The 19,201-nt window shown below is 63.6% G+C and carries 21 protein-coding genes; 5 read left to right on the forward strand and 16 right to left on the reverse strand.

Features of this window, described 5'->3' with window-relative positions; genetic code table 11:
• Window positions 1-118: 118 nt before the first annotated feature.
• Window positions 119-1,042, reverse strand: a complete 924-nt coding sequence (locus tag ABD704_RS08635) for a hypothetical protein (RefSeq protein ID WP_344699276.1) — start codon at window positions 1,040-1,042, stop codon at window positions 119-121.
• A gap of 110 nt (window positions 1,043-1,152) precedes the next feature.
• Between ABD704_RS08635 and ABD704_RS08640 the strand changes: the two genes are divergently transcribed.
• Window positions 1,153-1,521 carry a gamma-glutamylcyclotransferase family protein gene (locus ABD704_RS08640; protein WP_344699277.1) on the forward strand — a complete coding sequence of 123 codons (369 nt, stop codon included), beginning with the start codon at window positions 1,153-1,155 and terminating at the stop codon, window positions 1,519-1,521.
• 47 nt (window positions 1,522-1,568) lie between these two features.
• Here the strand turns inward: ABD704_RS08640 and ABD704_RS08645 are convergent, their stop codons facing one another.
• The 10 genes from ABD704_RS08645 to ABD704_RS08690 all read right to left on the reverse strand — a co-directional run bounded on the left by ABD704_RS08645 (window position 1,569) and on the right by ABD704_RS08690 (window position 8,960).
• On the reverse strand, window positions 1,569-1,880 hold the full coding sequence (locus ABD704_RS08645) for a hypothetical protein (protein WP_344699278.1): 312 nt from the start codon (window positions 1,878-1,880) through the stop codon (window positions 1,569-1,571).
• A gap of 79 nt (window positions 1,881-1,959) precedes the next feature.
• On the reverse strand, window positions 1,960-2,382 hold the full coding sequence (locus ABD704_RS08650) for a hypothetical protein (RefSeq protein ID WP_344699279.1): 423 nt from the start codon (window positions 2,380-2,382) through the stop codon (window positions 1,960-1,962).
• 4 nt (window positions 2,383-2,386) lie between these two features.
• Window positions 2,387-2,908, reverse strand: coding sequence for a peroxiredoxin (locus ABD704_RS08655; RefSeq protein WP_344699280.1), 522 nt, complete (start codon window positions 2,906-2,908; stop codon window positions 2,387-2,389).
• A gap of 24 nt (window positions 2,909-2,932) precedes the next feature.
• The gene (locus ABD704_RS08660) at window positions 2,933-3,364 is read right to left on the reverse strand and encodes a DUF1810 domain-containing protein (RefSeq protein WP_344699281.1); all 432 of its coding nucleotides are present in this window, start codon (window positions 3,362-3,364) and stop codon (window positions 2,933-2,935) included.
• Between the two features lie 48 nt (window positions 3,365-3,412).
• Window positions 3,413-3,598, reverse strand: a complete 186-nt coding sequence (locus ABD704_RS08665) for a PspC domain-containing protein (RefSeq protein ID WP_344699282.1) — start codon at window positions 3,596-3,598, stop codon at window positions 3,413-3,415.
• 339 nt (window positions 3,599-3,937) lie between these two features.
• Window positions 3,938-5,896, reverse strand: a complete 1,959-nt coding sequence (locus ABD704_RS08670) for a tetratricopeptide repeat-containing sulfotransferase family protein (RefSeq protein ID WP_344699283.1) — start codon at window positions 5,894-5,896, stop codon at window positions 3,938-3,940.
• 37 nt (window positions 5,897-5,933) lie between these two features.
• The gene (locus ABD704_RS08675) at window positions 5,934-7,598 is read right to left on the reverse strand and encodes a tetratricopeptide repeat-containing sulfotransferase family protein (protein WP_344699284.1); all 1,665 of its coding nucleotides are present in this window, start codon (window positions 7,596-7,598) and stop codon (window positions 5,934-5,936) included.
• A gap of 39 nt (window positions 7,599-7,637) precedes the next feature.
• A complete protein-coding gene (locus tag ABD704_RS08680; RefSeq protein ID WP_344699285.1) occupies window positions 7,638-8,492 on the reverse strand; it encodes an SDR family oxidoreductase in 855 nt (284 codons plus the stop codon).
• Window positions 8,493-8,509: 17 nt separating this feature from the next.
• Window positions 8,510-8,635: a hypothetical protein gene (locus tag ABD704_RS08685; protein WP_344699286.1), complete on the reverse strand. Its 126-nt coding sequence runs from the start codon at window positions 8,633-8,635 to the stop codon at window positions 8,510-8,512.
• A gap of 73 nt (window positions 8,636-8,708) precedes the next feature.
• The gene (locus ABD704_RS08690) at window positions 8,709-8,960 is read right to left on the reverse strand and encodes a hypothetical protein (RefSeq protein WP_344699287.1); all 252 of its coding nucleotides are present in this window, start codon (window positions 8,958-8,960) and stop codon (window positions 8,709-8,711) included.
• Between the two features lie 106 nt (window positions 8,961-9,066).
• On the opposite strand from ABD704_RS08690, the gene ABD704_RS08695 reads away from it, so the two are divergent.
• Entirely contained in the window at window positions 9,067-10,887 is a 1,821-nt protein-coding gene (locus tag ABD704_RS08695) for an ABCB family ABC transporter ATP-binding protein/permease (RefSeq protein ID WP_344699288.1), read from the forward strand.
• Here the strand turns inward: ABD704_RS08695 and ABD704_RS08700 are convergent, their stop codons facing one another.
• Window positions 10,888-12,279 carry a glycoside hydrolase family 47 protein gene (locus ABD704_RS08700; protein ID WP_344699289.1) on the reverse strand — a complete coding sequence of 464 codons (1,392 nt, stop codon included), beginning with the start codon at window positions 12,277-12,279 and terminating at the stop codon, window positions 10,888-10,890. It abuts the gene before it with no gap.
• A gap of 56 nt (window positions 12,280-12,335) precedes the next feature.
• Here ABD704_RS08700 and recQ point away from each other — a divergent pair, with 56 nt between their 5' ends.
• From recQ to ABD704_RS08715, 3 genes are all read left to right on the forward strand, one after another.
• Window positions 12,336-14,093 carry a DNA helicase RecQ gene (gene recQ, locus ABD704_RS08705; protein ID WP_344699290.1) on the forward strand — a complete coding sequence of 586 codons (1,758 nt, stop codon included), beginning with the start codon at window positions 12,336-12,338 and terminating at the stop codon, window positions 14,091-14,093.
• Between the two features lie 74 nt (window positions 14,094-14,167).
• Window positions 14,168-16,408 carry a M3 family metallopeptidase gene (locus ABD704_RS08710; protein WP_344699291.1) on the forward strand — a complete coding sequence of 747 codons (2,241 nt, stop codon included), beginning with the start codon at window positions 14,168-14,170 and terminating at the stop codon, window positions 16,406-16,408.
• Window positions 16,409-16,411: 3 nt separating this feature from the next.
• Entirely contained in the window at window positions 16,412-16,819 is a 408-nt protein-coding gene (locus ABD704_RS08715; RefSeq protein ID WP_344699293.1) for a protein tyrosine phosphatase family protein, read from the forward strand.
• Here ABD704_RS08715 and ABD704_RS08720 read toward each other — a convergent pair.
• Genes ABD704_RS08720 through ABD704_RS08735 form a run of 4 tightly spaced genes read right to left on the reverse strand, consistent with a single transcriptional unit; the run spans window position 16,816 to window position 19,179 of the window.
• Window positions 16,816-17,025, reverse strand: a complete 210-nt coding sequence (locus ABD704_RS08720; protein ID WP_344699294.1) for a putative signal transducing protein — start codon at window positions 17,023-17,025, stop codon at window positions 16,816-16,818. The two genes, ABD704_RS08715 and ABD704_RS08720, sit on opposite strands and share 4 nt — an antisense overlap.
• Complete coding sequence (locus ABD704_RS08725) at window positions 17,022-17,564, reverse strand: DUF924 family protein (protein ID WP_344699295.1); 543 nt, start codon at window positions 17,562-17,564, stop codon at window positions 17,022-17,024. Before ABD704_RS08725 ends, ABD704_RS08720 begins: the two co-directional genes overlap by 4 nt.
• Entirely contained in the window at window positions 17,561-18,982 is a 1,422-nt protein-coding gene (gene tldD, locus ABD704_RS08730) for a metalloprotease TldD (protein WP_344699296.1), read from the reverse strand. Before tldD ends, ABD704_RS08725 begins: the two co-directional genes overlap by 4 nt.
• The gene (locus ABD704_RS08735) at window positions 18,979-19,179 is read right to left on the reverse strand and encodes a zinc-finger domain-containing protein (protein WP_344700519.1); all 201 of its coding nucleotides are present in this window, start codon (window positions 19,177-19,179) and stop codon (window positions 18,979-18,981) included. The genes tldD and ABD704_RS08735 overlap by 4 nt, the downstream gene beginning before the upstream one ends.
• Between the last annotated feature and the right edge of the window lie 22 nt (window positions 19,180-19,201).

Consider the following 19,201-nt stretch of genomic DNA (forward strand, 5'->3'; position numbering starts at 1 on the left):
AAGCTTCTGCGCCTATGGTTCTTAGAAAAGGTTAAATCGGCAGACTCTTTGAGCGGGCAGCCAAAACCGCCGCCCGGTTGCCCGGACGGCGGTTTTTCCTTTCGGGCTTGAAGGGCCGTTACGCGAGCTCGAGCTCGCGCGTGTCCATATTCTCGGGCAGGCCCGCATCGGTATCGACCGGCTTGGCGGTGCCCGCGGCGACTTCACGCTCACGCTTGTCGAAGAAGGCGGCACGCTTCAGGCGCTTGCGCAGCGAAGCCGAGGGATTGTCCGGCGTCGGGCCGCGCATCGCGCGTTCGTGCCAAGTTTCACCATCGCGCTTCTCTTCGACGCGGGGCGTCGTGGCGTCCCAGGCGAATGCCGAAGCTGCCGGTGCAGTGACAGCCGGCTGCTCCATCACGACCGGGTCGTGGCGCGGCATCGGCGCCGTCGGTTCGACCGCGACGGGCTCATCGTGGACGATTTCCTCGTCGAGATTTTCTTCATCCTCGTCCTTACGGCGAGCAAGAGCGAACGCACCGCCGCCAAGCGCAAGCAGCGCAAGGGCACCGCCGCCGACCATCATGGCCGCATCGTCGACCTTGCCGGCAGGCTTGGCCTCAGCCGTCGCCTGCGGCGCAGGCTGGGCCGGAGCCGCATTCACGTCGACCGCCGGGGTAGGCTTGGCCGCGACCGGCGCGGACGACGCGGATGCCACGGCCTGTGCCGCAGCAGCGGGTGCTGCCGTCGTTGCCGCGTGCGTAGCCTTCGGAGCGGTTGCAGCTTTAGCGACCGTTTTCGCCTTCGTGGTTGATTTCTTTGTAGCCGGAGCGGCCGTGGTTTTTGTGCTTTCCACAGGGGTTGAAGTGGTGGTGGAGTCCGTCGTCACCGGAGCCACTTCGGGCGTCGGTTCCGGCGCTACAGTTACCGGCGTGGGGGCCGGTTCACTGGCGACGGGCGCAGGGGCGGCGGTGCCGTTATCCTGCGCGAAGAGCGGACTGTTCGAAAGCGCCAGGACCGCGATCGCGGTGGTAGCGCCCATGCGTGCGTAACGACTAATCATAATGGCTAACAACTGCGCGCCTGCCTTCGCGGGCGCATCGTTATCGGTTGTATGAGTGATTATGCCGACGAACCGTTGAGAACCGCTAAGCTTCTGTTTTCGTTTGAAAAGTGAGAACCGTGACGGCAGAGGAAGCAAATATTGCCTTATTCTCCTACGGCACCTTGCAGCAGCCCGAAGTGCAGATTGCAAACTACGGCCGACTGCTCCGGGGGGAGCCGGACCGGCTCGCGGGCTACTTGCTAGCCCGCATCACGATAACCGACCCGAACGTCGTCGCACTCAGCGGGAAGTCGGCGCACCAGATCGCGCGCTTCACTGGCAACGCGACGGATTTGATCGACGGTATGGTGCTTATGCTGATGCCGTCCGAGCTCGCCGCGACCGACGCATATGAGACGGACGATTATCGCCGCGTCGAATTGACCCTTCAAAGCGGGCGGACGGCCTTCGTCTATGTCGAGGCCAACCCCGCATAAGAAAACGGGCGCCCGTGGCCAGGCGCCCGTTCCACGCTCCCGCGGGATTACTTGCTCTTGTTCTCCGTGGCGGAGGCCTTGTTGTCGGCCGTGTTCTTGATCGCGTCGGCCTTGCTTTCGCCTGCGTTCTTGAGCGCCGATGCTTCGTTCTTGGCAGCCGCCTTGAGGGCGTCGGCCTTGTTGTCGGCGCTGTTCACGATATTCGCGGCCTCATTGTTGGCCGCGGCAGTCACATTATCGGCGGCATTGTCGGCATTGGCTTCGACCTGGCTCGCCTGATTGTCGACAGGGCTTTTCTTGTTGCACGCGGTCAGTGCCAGAAGGCCGGCGGCAATCGCCAGGCTCGTCGTCATTTTCATCAGCTTTCCCCTTTTGGAATAGGTGCGGGGCGGGACGCTAAGCGCGGGCGCCTGTCCGTCTGATGTCAGGAAGATTAACTCAGCAGCCGAACGAGACCTGCGTGGACCCGCGCTTGACCAGTCGGACCGCATCCTTCGGCGTTCCCGGCCTCACGATGGCGGTGATCGCGTCGAGATCCGGCTGCCCGGGCTTGCTGAAGGCTTTCACGAAATCCTGGTGGCTGAGCAGCAGATGATCGTCGAGCGGCTTGCAGCCGGTGGACTGGATCGAGTGCACTCCGACCAGCATGCCGTCGGCGTCATAGATTTCCGCATAGCCCCATTCGGCGTCGATGCTTCCGTCCTTCAATTTGCCGGGACATTCGGCGCGCACCGCCTCGCAGACGATGTCGGTCTCCGGGTCCTCCGCCCAGCGCGGCCTGGGATCGAAATCAAACGAGGCGACTTGCGCAGACGCGCCGCCGGCCAGCGCAAGGATGCCCGCGAAAACGGCCCCCCGCATGCGGCTATTTCAGTGCTTTGACCGCGGCGAGGGTCTTGGCGACATGCTTGCTGAAGTCGAGGTCGTCATGGACCATCACGACTTTCCCCTTGCGGTCTATGACGTAGGACGTGCGCGTGGTGATCCCCGGATGTGCAGCCCACGCGACGTCATAGGCCTTCTGCGTTTCCGGCGTCGCGGTCGCGACCGGGAAGGCGCTGCGGCATTCCTTGACCGAGAAGTCTTTGAGCGTCGCGATATTATCGGCGGACATGCCGATCACCTGCGCATGCGCTTTCTTGAAGTCGCCGATCGCCTCGCTGAACGCGTGCGCTTCCGCCGTACAGCCGCTCGTGAACGCCTTGGGGAAGAAGTACAGCACGACCGGCCCCTTTTTCAGCTGCTCGGCGAGGTGGAGCTTGAACTCCTTGCCGCCGACAGCGCCGGTAGTGGTGAAGTCCGGGGCCATAGCGCCAGTCTTGAGCGCGGCGCTGGCGGGGCTGACGGCGATGCTCGCAGCGGCAAGGCCGAGCAGAAGCTTGCGCATGGATGATTCTCCTATGTCGCGTTCTTACCGCGCGGCATTCAAAAGCGCGAGGGTGCGGTTGTCGCGCTTGCCATCGAAGAAAAGGTCGAGCGCGGCGGCGAACTGTCCGCCTTCGCCGGTCTGCTCGAATAGAGTAAGGCTGGAGCGAAACTTCGCGGCGTCGATATGGCCGAAGATCTCTTCCGCGTTCCGGCTGGCCGCCCATGGTAGGACGGCTTCGACGCACTCGATCAGGCGAGCGCCCAGGCGCGGATGATTGAGGTACGCTTGCGCTTCGTCGAGCGAGGCGATGGCATAGAGGCGGGAGGTTGGACTCATTCCCAGGCCGGCGATTTGGGGGAAGACGAACCACATCCAGTGGCTTCGCTTCGAACCGGCCTTCAGCTCTGCAAGCGCGGTAGCGAAAATGCCTTCCTGGGCGTCGATGAAGCGCTGAAGATTGTAAGGATCGGTCACACGGCCATCATGGCCCGCGGCCGGGCGGCGGAAAAGAGCGGCTGGCGCCTATTGGCGCGGCGCCAGCAGCCCCGTCAGTACATAGAAGAGGATCATGATCGGGCCGGTCAGCAGGGTCAGCGCAATGAGGCTCACCCGCACGATCGTCGGATCAACGCCGCTGTAGTCGGCGATCCCCGCAGCCACGCCCATTACCTTGGCCTCGGCCCGATTGATGACGAAACGTCCATTCATCTTGATATCCTTTGGTACGAACTAGCTTCAAGCGATCGGCAGCGAGGTGGCGGCCGAAACCAGCAGAAGCGCGGAGATGAAAGCGCCTGCAAAAACGGTGGCGGTTTCACGGACGTTGGCGAACTGGAACATTTGAAAACCCCTTTTCATTTCTTCGAACCCGACCATCGGGTCCGTGCCATCATCAATGCATGGGGCGTGCCAATTCAGAAAAGTCGTTATTTTTCAGTGAGAGTGGCGACGAAGTGGCGGAATGGACCGGCAAACGGCACCGCCGATTGGGAAGAATTACCAACTGAGATCCCAATTGTCCGCATTTACTGTCCGGAAACGGACAAATCAGTAACCGAGACGCTCCGCCCAGGGCAGCAGTTGCGGAAGTGCCGGTGCAAGCTGCTCCTCGTAACGGCGCCAGCGCCCGCTCGGCGCCTTGCTGAGCGGCTGGATCACCTGATCGTAGCTCGGCGTGATGATCGCGCCGCGGGACTTGGCGGTCGAGCGGTGGTCGAGAAGCTCGGGACGCCAATCGAGACCGAGGAATTCGATCAGCGGCTTCATTGTGGTTTCGGGATCGGCGACAAGCTTCTCGTATACCAACGTGTGCGTCGCCAACGGCAGAGCCTCGCGCGTCCTCGTGAAAACCCCCATCGCCACGTCATAGAGGTCGGCCGCGTCGGCGATGTCGAGGAAGCAGGCCATGGCATCGTTGAGCGTGAAGCTCTGCATGAACCCGCTCAGCACCGCGTCGCAAGGATGCCGCTGCGCGAAGATCAGGCGAGCGTCGGGAAACAAGCTGTAGATGACTGGAAGGCCGAGCATGTTGAGCGGCAGCTTGTCGACGATGAGGCCGGGGAAGTTCGGGTCGGCATGGCGATCGAGTTCCGCGAAGTAGGCTCGGCGCGCCTCTTCGAGCTGCGCGGCTGAACGCGACGGCAACTCGGCGACGTGGCCGAGCACCGTCTCCGCCGCACCGAGCATATGGAACTCCTCCAGGACCTCGGTGTCGGGGTGGCCCATAAGGAAGGTGTCGAGCAATGTCGTCCCCGAACGCGGAAAGCCGACGAGAAAGGCTGGGGATCGGCGCTCACTGGGGGACAGCGGATGCAGTTCGGCCGCCCACTCCGGCGTCATGCTCTGCTCCAGCCCGCGCAGTCGCGTGCGATAGTCGAGGCCGCGCGCCCGCCATCCGTCGAAGTCCAGAACCGAGCGATTCATCAGGTCAGCCGAGGCGAAGGCGGCAGCGTAATCGCCCAGCGAATCATGGATCTTCGCCATCAGGCGATTCCAGCGCACTGGATCGGAGTCTGAACTCTCGAGCTCTAGCATACGCTTCGCTTCGGCCGCATTGCCATCGCGAAGGGAGATCGCGGCGGCCGGGTATCCAAGGCGTTCGCGCGGAAGGTCCAACTTCTCCACGTCGTCGAGAAGATTGCGCAAGGCCTCCATCCGGTTCGTCCGCTCGAGCAGGAGAGCGAGCTCACGGACCGCTTGGACTTCCGCCTCGCCGATCGGTGCACCGAGCTCGTGAGTGGGCAACGCGATCTGAATCAAATTCGTGTCGCGCTCGCCCGCACCTTCGTCGCCAACGGCAATGCGTGCCGCCATGTCGAGCTGCGCCATCGCGTCCTCATTGTGACCGAGGTCGGCCAGCAGCCGCGCGAGAGTGAGACGGATTTCGATGTCTTCGGGACCGGTATCAACCAGCCGACGAAATTCATCGGCAGCCTCCTCGTGCCGCCCCGCATGCGCGAGCGCCGTCGCATATTTGCGCTGCAACGTTCGCTCACTTCGATTCAGGCTCAAACCGTTGCGCAGGGCCTGCACGGCTTCCGGCCAACGTTCAAGCCGAGCCAGCGCGTCGCCGAGATTCGCCCAGGCGCGCCAGTCACCTTGCTTCGCCGCGCACAATGCGAGCCAGGATTCCGCCGAAATCTCGGGCCTTTTCGCAGCATCGGCGGCTTCGGCTCTCGCGTGCCAAAGCGCGAGTTCGGCCGGCGTCGTTCCCGCCGGGGTCAGAGCCGCCTCCAGCGCCTCGTCGCCTCGGCCATCGTCCGTAAGCGCGCGGACGAGCATGACGCGATACGCGACATTCTCCGGCTGCCCCTCACTCGCTCGACGAAGCCACTCAATGCCGCTTTGAAGATGGCCCGAACGGCAATCGATCAGGCCGAGCAGATGTTGGGCTTGCGCTGACGCTCCGGCCTTCTCGAGCTGCCGCTTCGCCAGTTCGCGCGCCTCGCCAAGGTCACCGCGCTGGAACGCGGAAATTGCTTCGGAAAGCTGCTGATCCTTTTGCACGCACGTGCCGTAAGGAGAAGCTCAGACATGCGTCAACTCAAGTTGGGTAACCGAGCCGCGACGCCCACTCCAGCAATAGCGGCAAGACGGGCTCAAGCTGGGTCTCGTAACGGCGCCAGCGCCCGACTGCAGACGCATTTAGCGGTTGTACGATCTGCTCATAGCTTGTGTTCGCAACGGGGCCGCGGTCCGCCGCGGTTTGGCGATGATCAAGTAATCTGTCGTCCCACGGGAGGTTCAGGAAGTCGACTGCTGCGCGTAGCTGGCGTTCGGGATCGGCGACGAGCTCTTCGTAGCTGATTGTGTGGACATTGAGCGGCAGCACGCTGCGGCATGCCTCCCAAAAACGCATGGTCAGGTCATAGAAATCGGCAGCATCGCGAACGTCGAGGAAGTTTGCCGTCGAGAGATTTGGCGTGAAACTCTGCATGAAGCAGCTGAGCACCGTATCGCAGGGATGGCGCCGCACGAACATGATGGGCGCGCCACCAAAGAATAGATGGATCACTGGGGCGTGGAGCATATTGAGCGGCGCCTTGTCGATCACGAGGCAACTGGCTCGGCCTGTCAAATCGTCGAGCCGGGCCAGATAGTTTTCACGCGCATGCCGCAAAGCGTTTGGATCGGCACTATCGAGAGACTCCGGCGGACCCACCTCATCGGCGGCGGCGGCGATGAGACCCTTTTCCTCGAGCACGACGATGTCGGGATGACCCATCAAAAACGTGTCGAGCAATGTCGTTCCCGACCGGGGGAAGCCGACGATAAAGGCCAGCGGCCGCGTTTCTGACGGAAATTGCGGCAACGTTTCTGCCCACTGCGGCGTGATCGACTGCGTACTGCGAGAAAGGTTCGATCGGTATTCCGCCGCCCTCGCAACCCATGAATCGCGATGAGCCAAGGCCTGGTTCATGGCGGAGGCAGCGGCGAAAGCCTGCGTTGCATCGCCTTGATCATCGGCGATACGCGCAGCCAAGCGATGCCACCGCACAGGATCTTCTTTCGGATCGGCGGCGCTCAGAAGCTTGCCCGCTTCCGAACGCCTGCCGCTCCGTAGCTCACGGACGGCCAGGATATCCGCTAGCCGTTCGCGAGGGACGCCCGACGCAATCGCGTTGTCCAGCAATTCGCCGAGTTGGGCGTTCTTGTTCGCTCGTTCGAAAACGAGACCGAGTTGCCGGATTACGTCTGGGTTGCGCGGAGCAAGCGAGACCGCGCGGCTGTAGGCCTCCTCGGCCTCATCTAGACGGTTGAGCGCAAGCAGATCACGGCCAAGATTGATCCAGACCCGCCAGTCGGAAGGTTGCAACGCGCACACACATCTCCAGGCCGAGGCGGCGACTTCCCGCCTTCCCGCGCTGTCGGCAGCTTCTGCCCGTGCGTGCCAAAGTGGCAATGTCGATTGGTCGATGCCGCTCGGCGGTGCAGCGACGCTCAGGGCTTGATCCACTTTCCCGCTGTCGATCAGCGCGCGGACGAGCATGACCCGGAACGCAACGTTGGCAGGCTCAGCATCCACCGCTCGGCGAAGCCACTCAGCGCCTTCGGTCAAGCGCCCCGCCCGGCATTCGATAAGCCCAAGAAGATGATGCGTCTTCGCTGAATCCGGATTTTGCTTCAGCTCGAGATTCGCAAGCTCGCGCGCCCGGTCGAGGCGGCCCTGCTGGAAGGCCGTAACTGCTTCTGCAAGACGCGGCTGCATCGCCTCGGAGCTAGGCGGCGCTTGGTCTGACGGTCAACCTCAGCTCGCTGTCGTGTTCCCGCCGTCGGGGTGCAGCACCTGCCCGGCCATGTAGCTCGAATCTTCGCAGGCGAGGAAAAGGAAGCTCGGGGCAACCTCGTTCGGCTGGCCGGGGCGGCCCATCGGCGTGTCCTTGCCGAACTCGGGGATCCTCTCCGGCGGCTGTCCGCCGGAGGGATTGAGGGGCGTCCAGATCGGGCCCGGCGCGACGCCGTTCACGCGGATGCCTTTCTCGATCAGATTTTTGGCGAGCGAGCGGGTGAACCCGAGGATCGCGCCCTTCGTCGAACTGTAGTCTAGCAGCCCCGGCGAGCCCTTGTACGTCGTTTCCGAGGTGCAGTTGATAATCGCCGCCCCTTCCTTGAGGTGCGGCAGCGCGGCCTGCGTCAGGAAAAACATGCTGAAGATGTTCGTCTGGAACGTGCGCTTCAGCTGCTCTTCGCTGATCTTGCGCAGGTCTTCATCGTAGTGCTGCTCGCCCGCATTATTGACGAGCACGTCGAGACGGCCGAGCTGCTCGACGGTCTGCTGCACCGCTCGTTCGCAAAATTGCTTGTCGCCGAGGTCGCCGGCGATCGTGATGGCCCGGCGACCTTCGCCTTCGACGATTTCTTTGGTTTTGGCCGCGTCGTCATGTTCGCAGAGATAAAGGATTGCGATGTCCGCGCCCTCGCGCGCGAAGAGTGCCGCGACGGCGCGGCCGATGCCGCTGTCCGCGCCCGTAATTAGGGCAACCTTGCCCTCGAGACGTCCCGAACCCCGATAACGAGGCTCCCAGTCCGGTTTCGGCTCTAGCCGGCTTTCGTGCCCGGGCAGACGATCCTCATGAATCATCGGTTCCATGACATCGGACATGACGCTTACTCCTCGGGCTATTCTTTGGGCGCGACACCCATTCCTTCCCGTTCAAACTCTTCGGCGGTCGGCGGGGTTTCGTGGCCCGGCTTGATTGGCTTCCTGTCCGGCTTGGACTTCGGCAAATTTTCTTTGCGCGTCATAGGATTCTCCATTGTTTGAGGACGCGGCACAGGCTTTCGCGGTCGACGAATTCCCAGAAACTTCGTGTTGAAATTAGCCGCGGCGAGCGCTGGCGGGCGGCAAATCGTCGTGTGTCACTTCAGCGCGGTTGTCCGCAGACCCGGCGCGGCAGCGCGCGACAAGTGTCGGAAAATCGAAATTGCTGTTCGCCTCGAGCGCTGCGGAAGTCGCGGCCGAACACTGCGCCTGGCTTTCGTAGCGGGTCTGAAGCGTGGCGACTTGCGTGCATCCGCTGCCGCCGTCGGCGCAGCCCAGGATCGCAATGACGAAATAACCCGGTCCCATGAACGCATCCCCTAAGATGCTGTTTTAACCGCTCGATTTTCGTTCGGTTCCGCGACTTGTTCATCATCCGTTTGCCGGAAGCGATACGCATTCCTACCTAGCAGCCATGGCGACACAGGCAGACAAGGCTCAGGCGAAACCGAACGGGGGGTTCGCGGCGCTGTGGCGCTTCCTTCCGATGCTGTGGCCGCGGGGCCAGGTTGAGCTTAAGGCGCGGGTCGTCTTCGCGGTGATCCTGGTACTGGCGGGCAAGGCGGCGACGCTGCTGATGCCGTTCGCATACAAGGCCGTCATCGACGGCATGTCGGGCCAGAAGGCCGCGTTTGCCATCGTTGCCGGTCTCGTGGCGGGCTACGCGACGGCGCGCTTCGCGGGCGTCCTCTCTGACAATCTGCGCAACGCGATCTTCGAGAAAGTCGGGCAAGATGCCGCGCGGCGGCTGGCGGGAACCGTCTTTCGTCACGTCCACGATCTGTCGCTTCGCTTCCATCTGGAGCGGCGGACCGGATCGCTGACCAAGATCGTCGAGCGCGGGACGAAAAGCATCGACATGATGCTCTATTTCATCCTCTTCAACATTGGACCGACCGCCATCGAGCTCACCGCCATCTGCGTCATCTTTTTCGTGAAGTTCGGCGCAGGCCTTGTCGCGGCAACACTGGCGATGGTCGCGATTTACATAACGTTCACCCGCAAGGTCACCGATTGGCGCGCGCAGATCCAGCGCGACATGAATGACGTCGACAACAAAGCGATCGGCCGCGCGGTCGACAGCCTGCTCAATTACGAAACGGTCAAATATTTCGGCGCCGAGGAGCGCGAGGCGAAGCGCTACGACGAGGCGATCGGCTCCTTCACGCGCGCCGCCGTACGCAATGAAGTCAGCCTGGCGTGGCTGAATATCGGTCAGGCGTTGATCACCAACCTGATGATGGCCGGCGCCATGATCTTCACGGTCTGGGGCTGGAGTCGCGGGCGATTCACGCCGGGCGACGTGGTGCTTGTCAATTCGCTGCTGATGCAACTTTTCCGCCCGCTCGACATGCTGGGCTGGGTCTATCGCTCAATCCGCCAGGGCCTGATCGACATGGAAGCGATGTGGGACCTGCTCGACACGCCCGCGGAGGTCGTCGACCGTCCGGACGCGCCGGCGCTCGACGTCGCCAAGGGCGCGGTACAGTTCGAGAATGTTCAGTTCGGTTACGAGGACGGCCGGCAGATCCTGAAAGGTCTCGATCTCGACATCGCGCCTGGCACGAGCTGCGCCATCGTTGGACCGTCAGGCGCGGGTAAGTCGACCATCGCGCGGCTGCTTTACCGTTTTTACGACCCGTCATCCGGCCGCATCACCATCGATGGGCAGGATATCTCTCAAGTGCAGCAACGGACGCTGCGCGGGGCGATCGGCATCGTCCCGCAGGACACCGTCCTGTTCAACGACACGATCGGCTACAACATCGGCTACGGGCGCGATCAGTCCACTCACGCCGAGGTAGAGCAGGCCGCGCGCGGGGCGGCCATCGACCACTTCATCTCCGTGCTTCCGGACAAATATGATTCGATGGTTGGCGAGCGCGGATTGAAACTGTCGGGCGGCGAGAAGCAGCGCGTGGCGATTGCACGCACGTTGCTCAAGAACCCGCCGATCCTCGTGCTCGACGAGGCAACGAGCGCCCTCGACAGCCGGACCGAGCAGGCGATCCAGGAAACCCTCGACCGCGTCGCGCGAAGCCGCACGACGATCATGATCGCCCACCGCCTGTCGACCATCGTCAATGCCGACCAGATCGTGGTGCTCGACGAAGGACGCGTCGCGGAGCGCGGGACGCACGAGGAACTGCTCGACAAGGGCGGGCTCTACGCGGACCTGTGGCAGCGTCAGCAGGCGGAGCGGCTGGCGGAGGAAATCGCCGAAGCGGCGGAGTGATCAAGTTCGGCGGCGCAGTCCCCGCAGCACATTTCCTTCAGTGCTGAGGTACAGCCGGCGGTAATCGACGCGCGGCGTGTCGGCGAAGATGAGATAGTAATATTTCATCTGCTCCGACCACCAGTAGCCGGGGTTGTGGTCGCTCTGGACCTTCGGATTTGCGGCCACGTCGGCGAGATCGGCGTAACCGTAGCGCGCCTTGTTCCAACGCTTCATCTCCAAATAGTGATCGCGCACGAGGTGGCGCCATTCCTCGCGACGGTCGATCAGCCAGTGGTTGAAGGCCGCATCGGCGAGTTCCGGCCGCAGGTCGTTGGTCGTGCTGAGTGCGGCGAGGTTGGTCGACTCGATGCTCTCGGGAAGCACGCCGTAGCGCGTCTGCACCCTCGCCCAGGTCCGCGTATGGGCGCGGCCGATTTCTTTGTTGCCGCCCTGCGCGAGCAGGCCGCCATAGAATGAGCCAAGCTCGTCCTGCTCATTATCGAGCGGCTTGCCGGTTTCGAAGTCGACGTTGGCAAACCACAAATCGGGCCCGTGTCGTATCGGCTGATGTTTGAGGATCGCTGCGGTGCAGGTGCGGTACATCGCCAGACATTCACGGTCGCCGAGCAGGTCCCAGCCATCCCACAGATATTCGTAGTAGCTGTCCGACGGAGGGCCGATCGTCGCGCGTCGGCTTTTCCACTCGCCGGTCATGCAATCGATCTTGTCTGCGAGAAGCCCAATCTTGGACCGCCGCTCGAACATCGAAATCAGCGCGCGCTTGGCCGCGGCGCGGTAGCGATCGTCACTGGTCGCCTGGCTGAGAAAGCCGAACTCCGGAATGAACGTGCCGGCCTCCGCCGGATTGGTTTCTTGTCCGCGCAGCGCGCCAGTGCGCAGGTTGATGTAGCGGTGCGGGATGCCGATCGGCGAAGCGTTGAAGCTCGGCAACAGGCGGTCGGCAAGATCGCGCGCCTTGGCGAGCAGCGCAGGGTCGCCGCAAGCGTGAAAGGCCGAGAGCAATCCTCCGACCAGCCGGATCGAGGTCTCGAAAACCGATACTTCGCCATCGACGTCGAAGCTGAGGTTTGTTTTCACCCAATCGACGCCGTCGCGGAACTCATCGTCGAACCCCATGATCCACAAGGTGTCGAGCGCCTCGATCAGCGACAAGCCGAGGTGTTGATTCTTCAGCGAGAAGCTTTCGAAGCCGCCGCTGATCGGCTTGATCTGGTCCTTGCCCCAGGCGCGCTCGCGATAGTTGCGCCAGGCCGAGAGCATCTCGTTACGAACATCCTTGGCGAGCGCAGGCCAGTTGTCCGAGTTCGGCGGTGCTCCGATCGATGGCAGCGCGAGCGCGACGGCGCCTGCACCCAGCAATGACCGGCGAGAGATGCGCACAAAGTCCATGCGGCGAGGCTAGCCCGTGGGAACCGGGCGCGCTACTCGCCGGCGCAGTAGCGTTGATGACCACCCCCCACGACATCCTGAAACAAGTCTTCGGTTTCGACCACTTCCGCGGCGTGCAGGAAGACGTGGTCATGCGCGTGCTTGGCGGGCAGCACACGCTTGCGGTGATGCCGACCGGTGCGGGCAAATCACTCTGCTACCAGCTTCCGGCGGTGGCACACGAGGGCACCGCGTTGGTTATCTCGCCTCTAATCGCGCTGATGCACGACCAGATTCGGAGCGCGAATGCCATCGGACTTCGAGCGGCCTCGCTAACGTCTGCAGATGCGGATCGCGAGCGAACCGTGGAGCGGCTGAAAGCCGGCGAGCTCGACCTGCTCTACGCGGCGCCCGAGCGCGCGACGGGCGACGGCTTCCGGCGGCTGATCAGCCGCACGAACGTGTCGCTGATCGCCATCGACGAAGCGCATTGCGTTAGCGAGTGGGGGCACGATTTCCGGCCGGACTATCGCCAGCTGAAGGGCCTGCTCGACGACAATCCGGACGTCCCACGGCTTGCGCTGACCGCGACGGCGGACCGGCGCACACGTTCTGACATTCTGACCCAGCTTGGCATCCCCGATGACGGGCTGATCATCGCTGGCTTCGACCGGCCGAACATTCGCTACAACGTGCGGCCTCGAGACGGACTGCCGCAGCAATTGAAGTCGCTCCTCGCGCAGCAGCCGGGCGCAGGCATCGTCTACGCCCCGAGCCGCGACAAGGCTGAGCGAATCGCCGAGCAAATGTCCGGCACCGGTCGCCCCGCCCTGCCTTACCATGCCGGACTCGACCCGCAGGTGCGCTCTCGCAACCAGGCCGCTTTCGTCGAGTCAGAAGACATGGTGATGGCGGCGACGGTCGCATTCGGCATGGGCATCGACAAGCCCGACGTTCGCTTCGTCGCCCACGCCGGCATCCCCAAGTCGATTGAGGCTTATTACCAGGAGACCGGCCGCGCCGGCCGCGATGGAGACCCAGCCGAGGCTTGGCTGTTCTGGGGCGCGGAAGACTTTGCGCGAGCCCGCCAGCGCGTCGAGACGGAAGTCGAACCTGATCGCCGATCAGGCGAGCGCGAGCGGTTGAACGCCCTCGCCGCGTTCGTCGAAGCCTCGGGTTGCCGGCGCGCCATCCTGCTCAGTCATTTCGGCGAGGATCCGCCCGAGGCTTGCGGCAATTGCGACAATTGCCTGGATCCGCCAGCGACGATCGACGCGACCGAGGTTGCACGCAAGCTGCTGTCAGCCGCTTTCCGTACCGAGATGCGATTTGGCGTCGGGCACCTCGCCGACGTGCTCGCGGGCAACGACAGCGAAAAGGTACGCAGCTTCGGCCACGACCGGCTGTCGGTATTCGGCATCGCCAATGCCGAAGAGATCGCGCTCGTCCGCTCCGTCGCCCGCGCCTTGATTGCGCGCGATGCGCTCCGCGCGGACGCTTACGGCGGCCTGAGCTTCGGGCCCGGAGCAAAGCCGATCCTGAAGGGTGAGCGGCAGATCACCATCGCCGTCCCGCCGCCGCGGAAGCGAACCAGCCGCAAGCGCTTTGATGGGCCGGCCGATCCCTTATTCGATGCGCTGCGTGAAGCGCGCCGCAAGCTCGCCGCCGAGTCCGGGGTGCCGCCCTACGTCATCTTCCACGATTCGACCCTGCGCGAGATCGCCGCGCGGAAGCCGCGCGACCTTCATGAGCTGGGGACGGTCCAGGGCGTCGGCGCGGTCAAGCTTGAGCGCTACGGTGCAGCGATGCTCGACGCTCTTTCTACCAACGGCTGATGTTCAGGCTTGCGAAACGCGCGACTCGGTTGAAGAGACGTTGAACGACCGTTTTCGACTTCTTGGGGAGAAATATGATCCATCAGCTTCTAGCCGCGACGGCGGCAATTGCCGTCGCGACCGCTTCGACCGGCGCTGTTGCCGCGCCCAAGAAGGCCGCCGCCACGGCCTCGGCCACACTGCCTGCTTCCAACCCGTTCGCGCAGCCGAGCACGCTGCCGTTCGAGACGCCGGATTTCTCGCGCATCAAGGACACGGATTATCTGCCCGCGCTGCTCGCCGGCATGGCGCAACAGAAGACAGAAGTGACAGCGATCGCCAACCAGAAGGCAACGCCAACCTTCGACAATACGTTGGTTCCGCTGGAACGCTCTGGCCTTCTGCTCGAGCGCGCCGGTCTTGCCTTTAACGCCGTCAACGGCGCGCAGACCAATGACGTGCTGCAGGCCACCGACACGAAGACGTCGCCGCTGTTCGCCGCGCACAACGACTTCATCTTCCTCAACGAGAGGCTGTTTGGCCGCGTGAAGTATCTTCACGACCACCAGGCTGAGCTGAACCTGCATCCCGAACAGGCCAAGCTTCTCGACGTCTACTACAAGCAGTTCGTCCATGCTGGCGCCGAACTTCCGCCGGCCAAGCAGACGGAACTGAAGGCATACAATCAGCGCCTGAGCTCGCTGCAGACCGAGTTCACGCAGAAGTTGCTCGCCGCCGCCAAGGCCAGCGCGCTTCACCTCACCGACCGCGCCGCACTCGCCGGCCTGTCCGACGCGCAGATCAATGCTGCGGCCGAGGCGGCCAAATCACGCAAGCTCGACGGCTACGTGCTGTCGCTGCAGAACACGACGCAGCAGCCGCTGCTGGAATCGTTGACCAACCACGCGACCCGCCAGGCGTTGATGGATGCGAGCCTGACCCGCGCGGAAAAGGGCGGCGCCAACGACACCCGCCCGCTCATCAAGGAAATTGCGCAGCTTCGCTCCAAGAAGGCGGCGTTGTTCGGCGCCGCCAACTGGGCCGACTACACCTTGTACGACCAGATGGCGCAGAACCGCGCGACGGCGATCGGCTTCCTCGATCGGCTCGCACCGGCGGTGGCGGCCAAGCAGCAGCGGGAGGCCGCGGACATCCGCGCGCTCGCGAAGCAGCAGGGGGCGACCTTCACGCCGACCGCCGCCGACTGGACTTACTACGCCGAGCAGATCCGCAAGCAGCGCTATGCGCTCGATAGCGATCAGCTGAAGCAGTATTTCGAGTTCAACAAGGTGCTCGAGGACGGCGTGTTCTACGCCGCGAACCAGCTTTACGGCCTGACGTTCAAGGAGCGGAAGGACATCCCGACTTGGAACGCCGACATGCGCGCGTTTCAGGTTTACGACGCCGACGGCAAAGAGCTTGCGATCTTCATGATCGACCCGTGGAAGCGGGACAACAAAAACGGCGGCGCCTGGATGTCGAATCTCGTCAACCAGTCGTACCTGCGCGGCACCAAGCCCGTGATCTTCAATGTCGAGAACTTCGCCAAGCCGGCGCCGGGCCAGCCTGCGCTGATCAGCTGGGACGACGTGACGACGATGTTCCACGAGTTCGGACACGCGCTGCACGGCATGTTCGCCGCGCAGACCTATCCGACGCTGCAGGGCACGAACGTCGCGCGCGACTTCGTCGAGTTCCCGTCGCAGTTCAACGAGAACTGGGCGCTCGATCCTAAGATCCTGCCGCACTACGCCGTCAATTATAAGACCGGGCAGACCATCCCCCAGGACCTGGTGAACAAGATCCTCGCCGCGCGCACCTTCAACCAGGGCTATGACGTCGGCGAAGTGCTCGAAGCCGCGCACCTCGATCTCGACTGGCACTCGCTGCCGGCGACGGCTCCGCTTCAGGATGTCGACAAGTTCGAGGCCGATGCGCTGGCGAAGAGTGGCTACGACGTTGCCGACGTGCCGCCGCGCTATCGCTCCAACTACTTCCTGCACATCTGGAGCAACGGCTACTCAGCCGGTTATTACGCCTATCCATGGACGCGCATGCTCGGCCAGGACGCGTTCGCTTGGTTCCAGAGCCACGGCGGCCTGACCCGGGCTAACGGCCAGCGTTTCCGGAATATGGTCCTCTCGCGCGGCAACACGCTCGAATATGGCGAGATGTACCGCGCGTTCGCCGGCCATGACCCGAGCATCCAGCCGTACATCGACTATTATGGCCTGGGTGGCGGTGAAAGCGCTGCGCCGGCGCCGGCGCCGGCACCTGCCGCGGTTCCACCGGCCGCACCTGTCGAGACGCCGAAGAAGGGCGAAAGGGGCCGCTAAGCAATGATCCGCCGGCTCGACGACAGGACTTTGGTCAGCGGCCAGATCGCTCCGGAGGACGTCGCCGGGCTGGCGGAACAGGGCATCACGATGCTGGTCAACAACCGGCCCGACGGTGAAGAGGCCGGTCAGCCAATGGCAGCCGACCTCGAAGCCGCGGCGGAGGCAGCCGGCATCGCCTACCGCCACGTGCCGATCATCCGCGGCATCGGCCCGGCTGATGTCGAAGCGATGCAGGAGGCGATCGGTGCGGCAGGCGAAGGGAAGGTGCTCGCCTTCTGCCGCTCCGGTATGCGGTCAGCGCTCGCCTCTGCGCTGGCGCAGCGCGGCCAAGGTGTCGCCCGCGAGGAAGTCGAGCAGAAGCTGACGGCGGCCGGCTTCGACTCCGGTCCGATATCGCACCTGCTTTAGGCGTCATATTCTCCAAACAGTCGTTTGGCTTCGGCGAGGTCTTCGTCGAGCACCATCACGCGCACGCCAACCATTGCACCGTCTGCGTAGCCAGCGCTTTGCGTGTCAAAGACGATCGCGCTGACGCCGCGATCTTCGAGAAACAGTCGAAACAGTTCAGCCTGATATGGCCAGTTGAATCGGGCCGCCTCGACAAGCCCGCTCACCAGGGTTTGACGTCGCCCGCGGCGATTTCGTCGGGCCGCGGTGCGCGACCCAGGATCGCATTGCGATGCGGGAAACGGCCGAAGCGCTCGATGATCTCGTGGTGCTTTTTCGCGAAGGGCAGGAACTCATCATCGCCGAGCTCGGTGAACAGCAACACCGATCGCTTCTGGTCAGCGAGATCTTCGCTGTGCTCGAACGGCATGTAGATAAACGCGCGCTCCTTGGCGGGAAGCTGCTCGTCTAGGCCGCGATCGACCGCTGCCGCCGCGACCGCCAGCGCGAGGTGATCGGTGGAGAACTGGTCCGCGTGCCCGGAGAACATGTTGCGCGGAAACTGATCGAACAGGATCACGGCGGCGAGCGCGGTCAACGGATCGGTCAGGAACGAGTCGGCAGGCAGCTGCCGCTTCTCAGCCCACAGCTTGAGGAACGACTGCCGAATTCGGTGGTCGAGGTCGGCACCGCCGTTCCACCATTGATCGGGCGAGAGAGAAAACCAGAATTTGAGGACCTGCGCACGCCACTCCTCGACCGTCACGCGGCGGTGCCCCCAACGGTCAGGCCCTCGATCAGCAAGGTCGGCTGGCCTACGCCCGCGGGCACGCTCTGCCCGCCCTTGCCGCAGATGCCGATGCCCTCGTCGAGGGCGAGGTCGTTGCCAATCCCTTTCACCCGCGTCAACACCGTAGGGCCGTCGCCGATCAGAGTCGCGCCCTTGATCGGCTCGGCGATCTTGCCGCCGCGGATTCGGTAAGCCTCGGTGCAGCTGAAGACGAACTTGCCGCTGGTGATATCGACCTGGCCGCCTCCGAAGCTCTTGGCGTAGATTCCGTCTTTCACGCGCTCGAGCAGTTCGCCGGGATCGTCCTTGCCGCCGAGCATGAAGGTGTTGGTCATGCGCGGCATCGGCGCGTGAGCAAAGCTTTCGCGGCGCCCGTTGCCGGTTGGTTCGACACCCATCAGCCGCGCATTAAGCCGGTCCTGAATATATCCCTTGAGGAATCCATCCTCGATCAGCACGTTGCGGCGGGTCGGCGTCCCTTCGTCGTCGATGGTCAGCGATCCGCGGCGAAGCTCCATCGCGCCATCATCGATCACTGTAACGCCCGGTGCGGCGACGCGCTCGCCGATGCGGCCGGAGAAAGCCGAGGTGCCTTTGCGGTTGAAGTCGCCTTCCAGCCCATGGCCGACTGCTTCGTGAAGCAGCACGCCCGGCCACCCCGGACCCAGCACAACAGGCATCTCGCCAGCCGGTGCGTCGACCGAGTCCAGATTGGTGATCGCCTGGGCGAGCGCGATGTCGATCGTACGCTCCCATTCGGCATCCTCGAATAACCGGCCGTAGAGATAGCGACCGCCGATGCCGTGATAACCGGTTTCGCGCCGGCCGTTGTGCTCGGCCACGATCTGCACGCCGAGCCGAACGAGCGGGCGGACATCGGACGCCACGAAGCCGTCGCCGCGGACGATGTCTATCACGCTCCAGCTTGCCGCCAGTGAAACGCTGACCTGGCAGACACGCGGATCGCGGGCGCGTGCAGCGGCGTCGATCTGCTCGCACAACGCGACCTTCTCTGCGAACGGAACGAGCGCGAGCGGGTCTTCAGCCCCGTACATCGACTGGTTCGTCCGCTGCGGCGGCGCGGCCGGCCCGCCCTTGGCGGCGTCGAGCAGCTTCAGCGTCGCCGCGGCCCGCTCGATTGCGGCCTCGCTGATCTCGTTGGCGTGCGAGAAGGCTGTCGTCTCGCCGGTTACGCCGCGCAGGCCGAAGCCGGACGAGCTGTGATAATCGGCGGTCTTTAGCCGGCCGTCGTCGAAGCCGAAGGCCTCGCTCGCGCTATACTGCAGGTAGAGCTCGCCATCGTCGTGGGACGATAGATGCTTCGCGGCGAGCCGCTTTGCGCCGTCGGTGTCGAGGCTACGATAGAGGAAGCGGCGAGGATCCGGAGCGGTCATGCCGCCTCGCTGTCCGCAGGTCCCCCAATGTAGACAAAGCGGCGGTCGCAATAGCCGCACTCGACGAAGCCGGTGTCCGGCTCGATCCGCAGGAAAACGCGCGGGTGACCGAGCGCAGGCGAGATATCGCCTGAGCCGTCGCAGGCGACCTGCACTTTGGACACGCGGATGACTTCGGGGGGCTGGATATCTGACATGGCGTGGAGGTAGCAATCGGCG

It is taken from the genome of Sphingomonas limnosediminicola (genome assembly GCF_039537965.1).
Lineage (GTDB): Bacteria > Pseudomonadota > Alphaproteobacteria > Sphingomonadales > Sphingomonadaceae > Sphingomicrobium > Sphingomicrobium limnosediminicola.

Coding starts and splice junctions, on each gene's coding strand:
- ABD704_RS08635 (WP_344699276.1), bottom strand. CDS start 1,042: ATGATTAGTCGTTACGCACGCATGGGCGCTACCACCGCGATCGCGGTC.
- ABD704_RS08645 (WP_344699278.1), bottom strand. CDS start 1,880: ATGAAAATGACGACGAGCCTGGCGATTGCCGCCGGCCTTCTGGCACTG.
- ABD704_RS08650 (WP_344699279.1), bottom strand. CDS start 2,382: ATGCGGGGGGCCGTTTTCGCGGGCATCCTTGCGCTGGCCGGCGGCGCG.
- ABD704_RS08655 (WP_344699280.1), bottom strand. CDS start 2,908: ATGCGCAAGCTTCTGCTCGGCCTTGCCGCTGCGAGCATCGCCGTCAGC.
- ABD704_RS08665 (WP_344699282.1), bottom strand. CDS start 3,598: ATGAATGGACGTTTCGTCATCAATCGGGCCGAGGCCAAGGTAATGGGC.
- ABD704_RS08675 (WP_344699284.1), bottom strand. CDS start 7,598: ATGCAGCCGCGTCTTGCAGAAGCAGTTACGGCCTTCCAGCAGGGCCGC.
- ABD704_RS08680 (WP_344699285.1), bottom strand. CDS start 8,492: ATGTCCGATGTCATGGAACCGATGATTCATGAGGATCGTCTGCCCGGG.
- ABD704_RS08685 (WP_344699286.1), bottom strand. CDS start 8,635: ATGACGCGCAAAGAAAATTTGCCGAAGTCCAAGCCGGACAGGAAGCCA.
- ABD704_RS08690 (WP_344699287.1), bottom strand. CDS start 8,960: ATGGGACCGGGTTATTTCGTCATTGCGATCCTGGGCTGCGCCGACGGC.
- ABD704_RS08695 (WP_344699288.1), top strand. CDS start 9,067: ATGGCGACACAGGCAGACAAGGCTCAGGCGAAACCGAACGGGGGGTTC.
- ABD704_RS08700 (WP_344699289.1), bottom strand. CDS start 12,279: ATGGACTTTGTGCGCATCTCTCGCCGGTCATTGCTGGGTGCAGGCGCC.
- recQ (WP_344699290.1), top strand. CDS start 12,336: ATGACCACCCCCCACGACATCCTGAAACAAGTCTTCGGTTTCGACCAC.
- ABD704_RS08710 (WP_344699291.1), top strand. CDS start 14,168: ATGATCCATCAGCTTCTAGCCGCGACGGCGGCAATTGCCGTCGCGACC.
- ABD704_RS08715 (WP_344699293.1), top strand. CDS start 16,412: ATGATCCGCCGGCTCGACGACAGGACTTTGGTCAGCGGCCAGATCGCT.
- tldD (WP_344699296.1), bottom strand. CDS start 18,982: ATGACCGCTCCGGATCCTCGCCGCTTCCTCTATCGTAGCCTCGACACC.
- ABD704_RS08735 (WP_344700519.1), bottom strand. CDS start 19,179: ATGTCAGATATCCAGCCCCCCGAAGTCATCCGCGTGTCCAAAGTGCAG.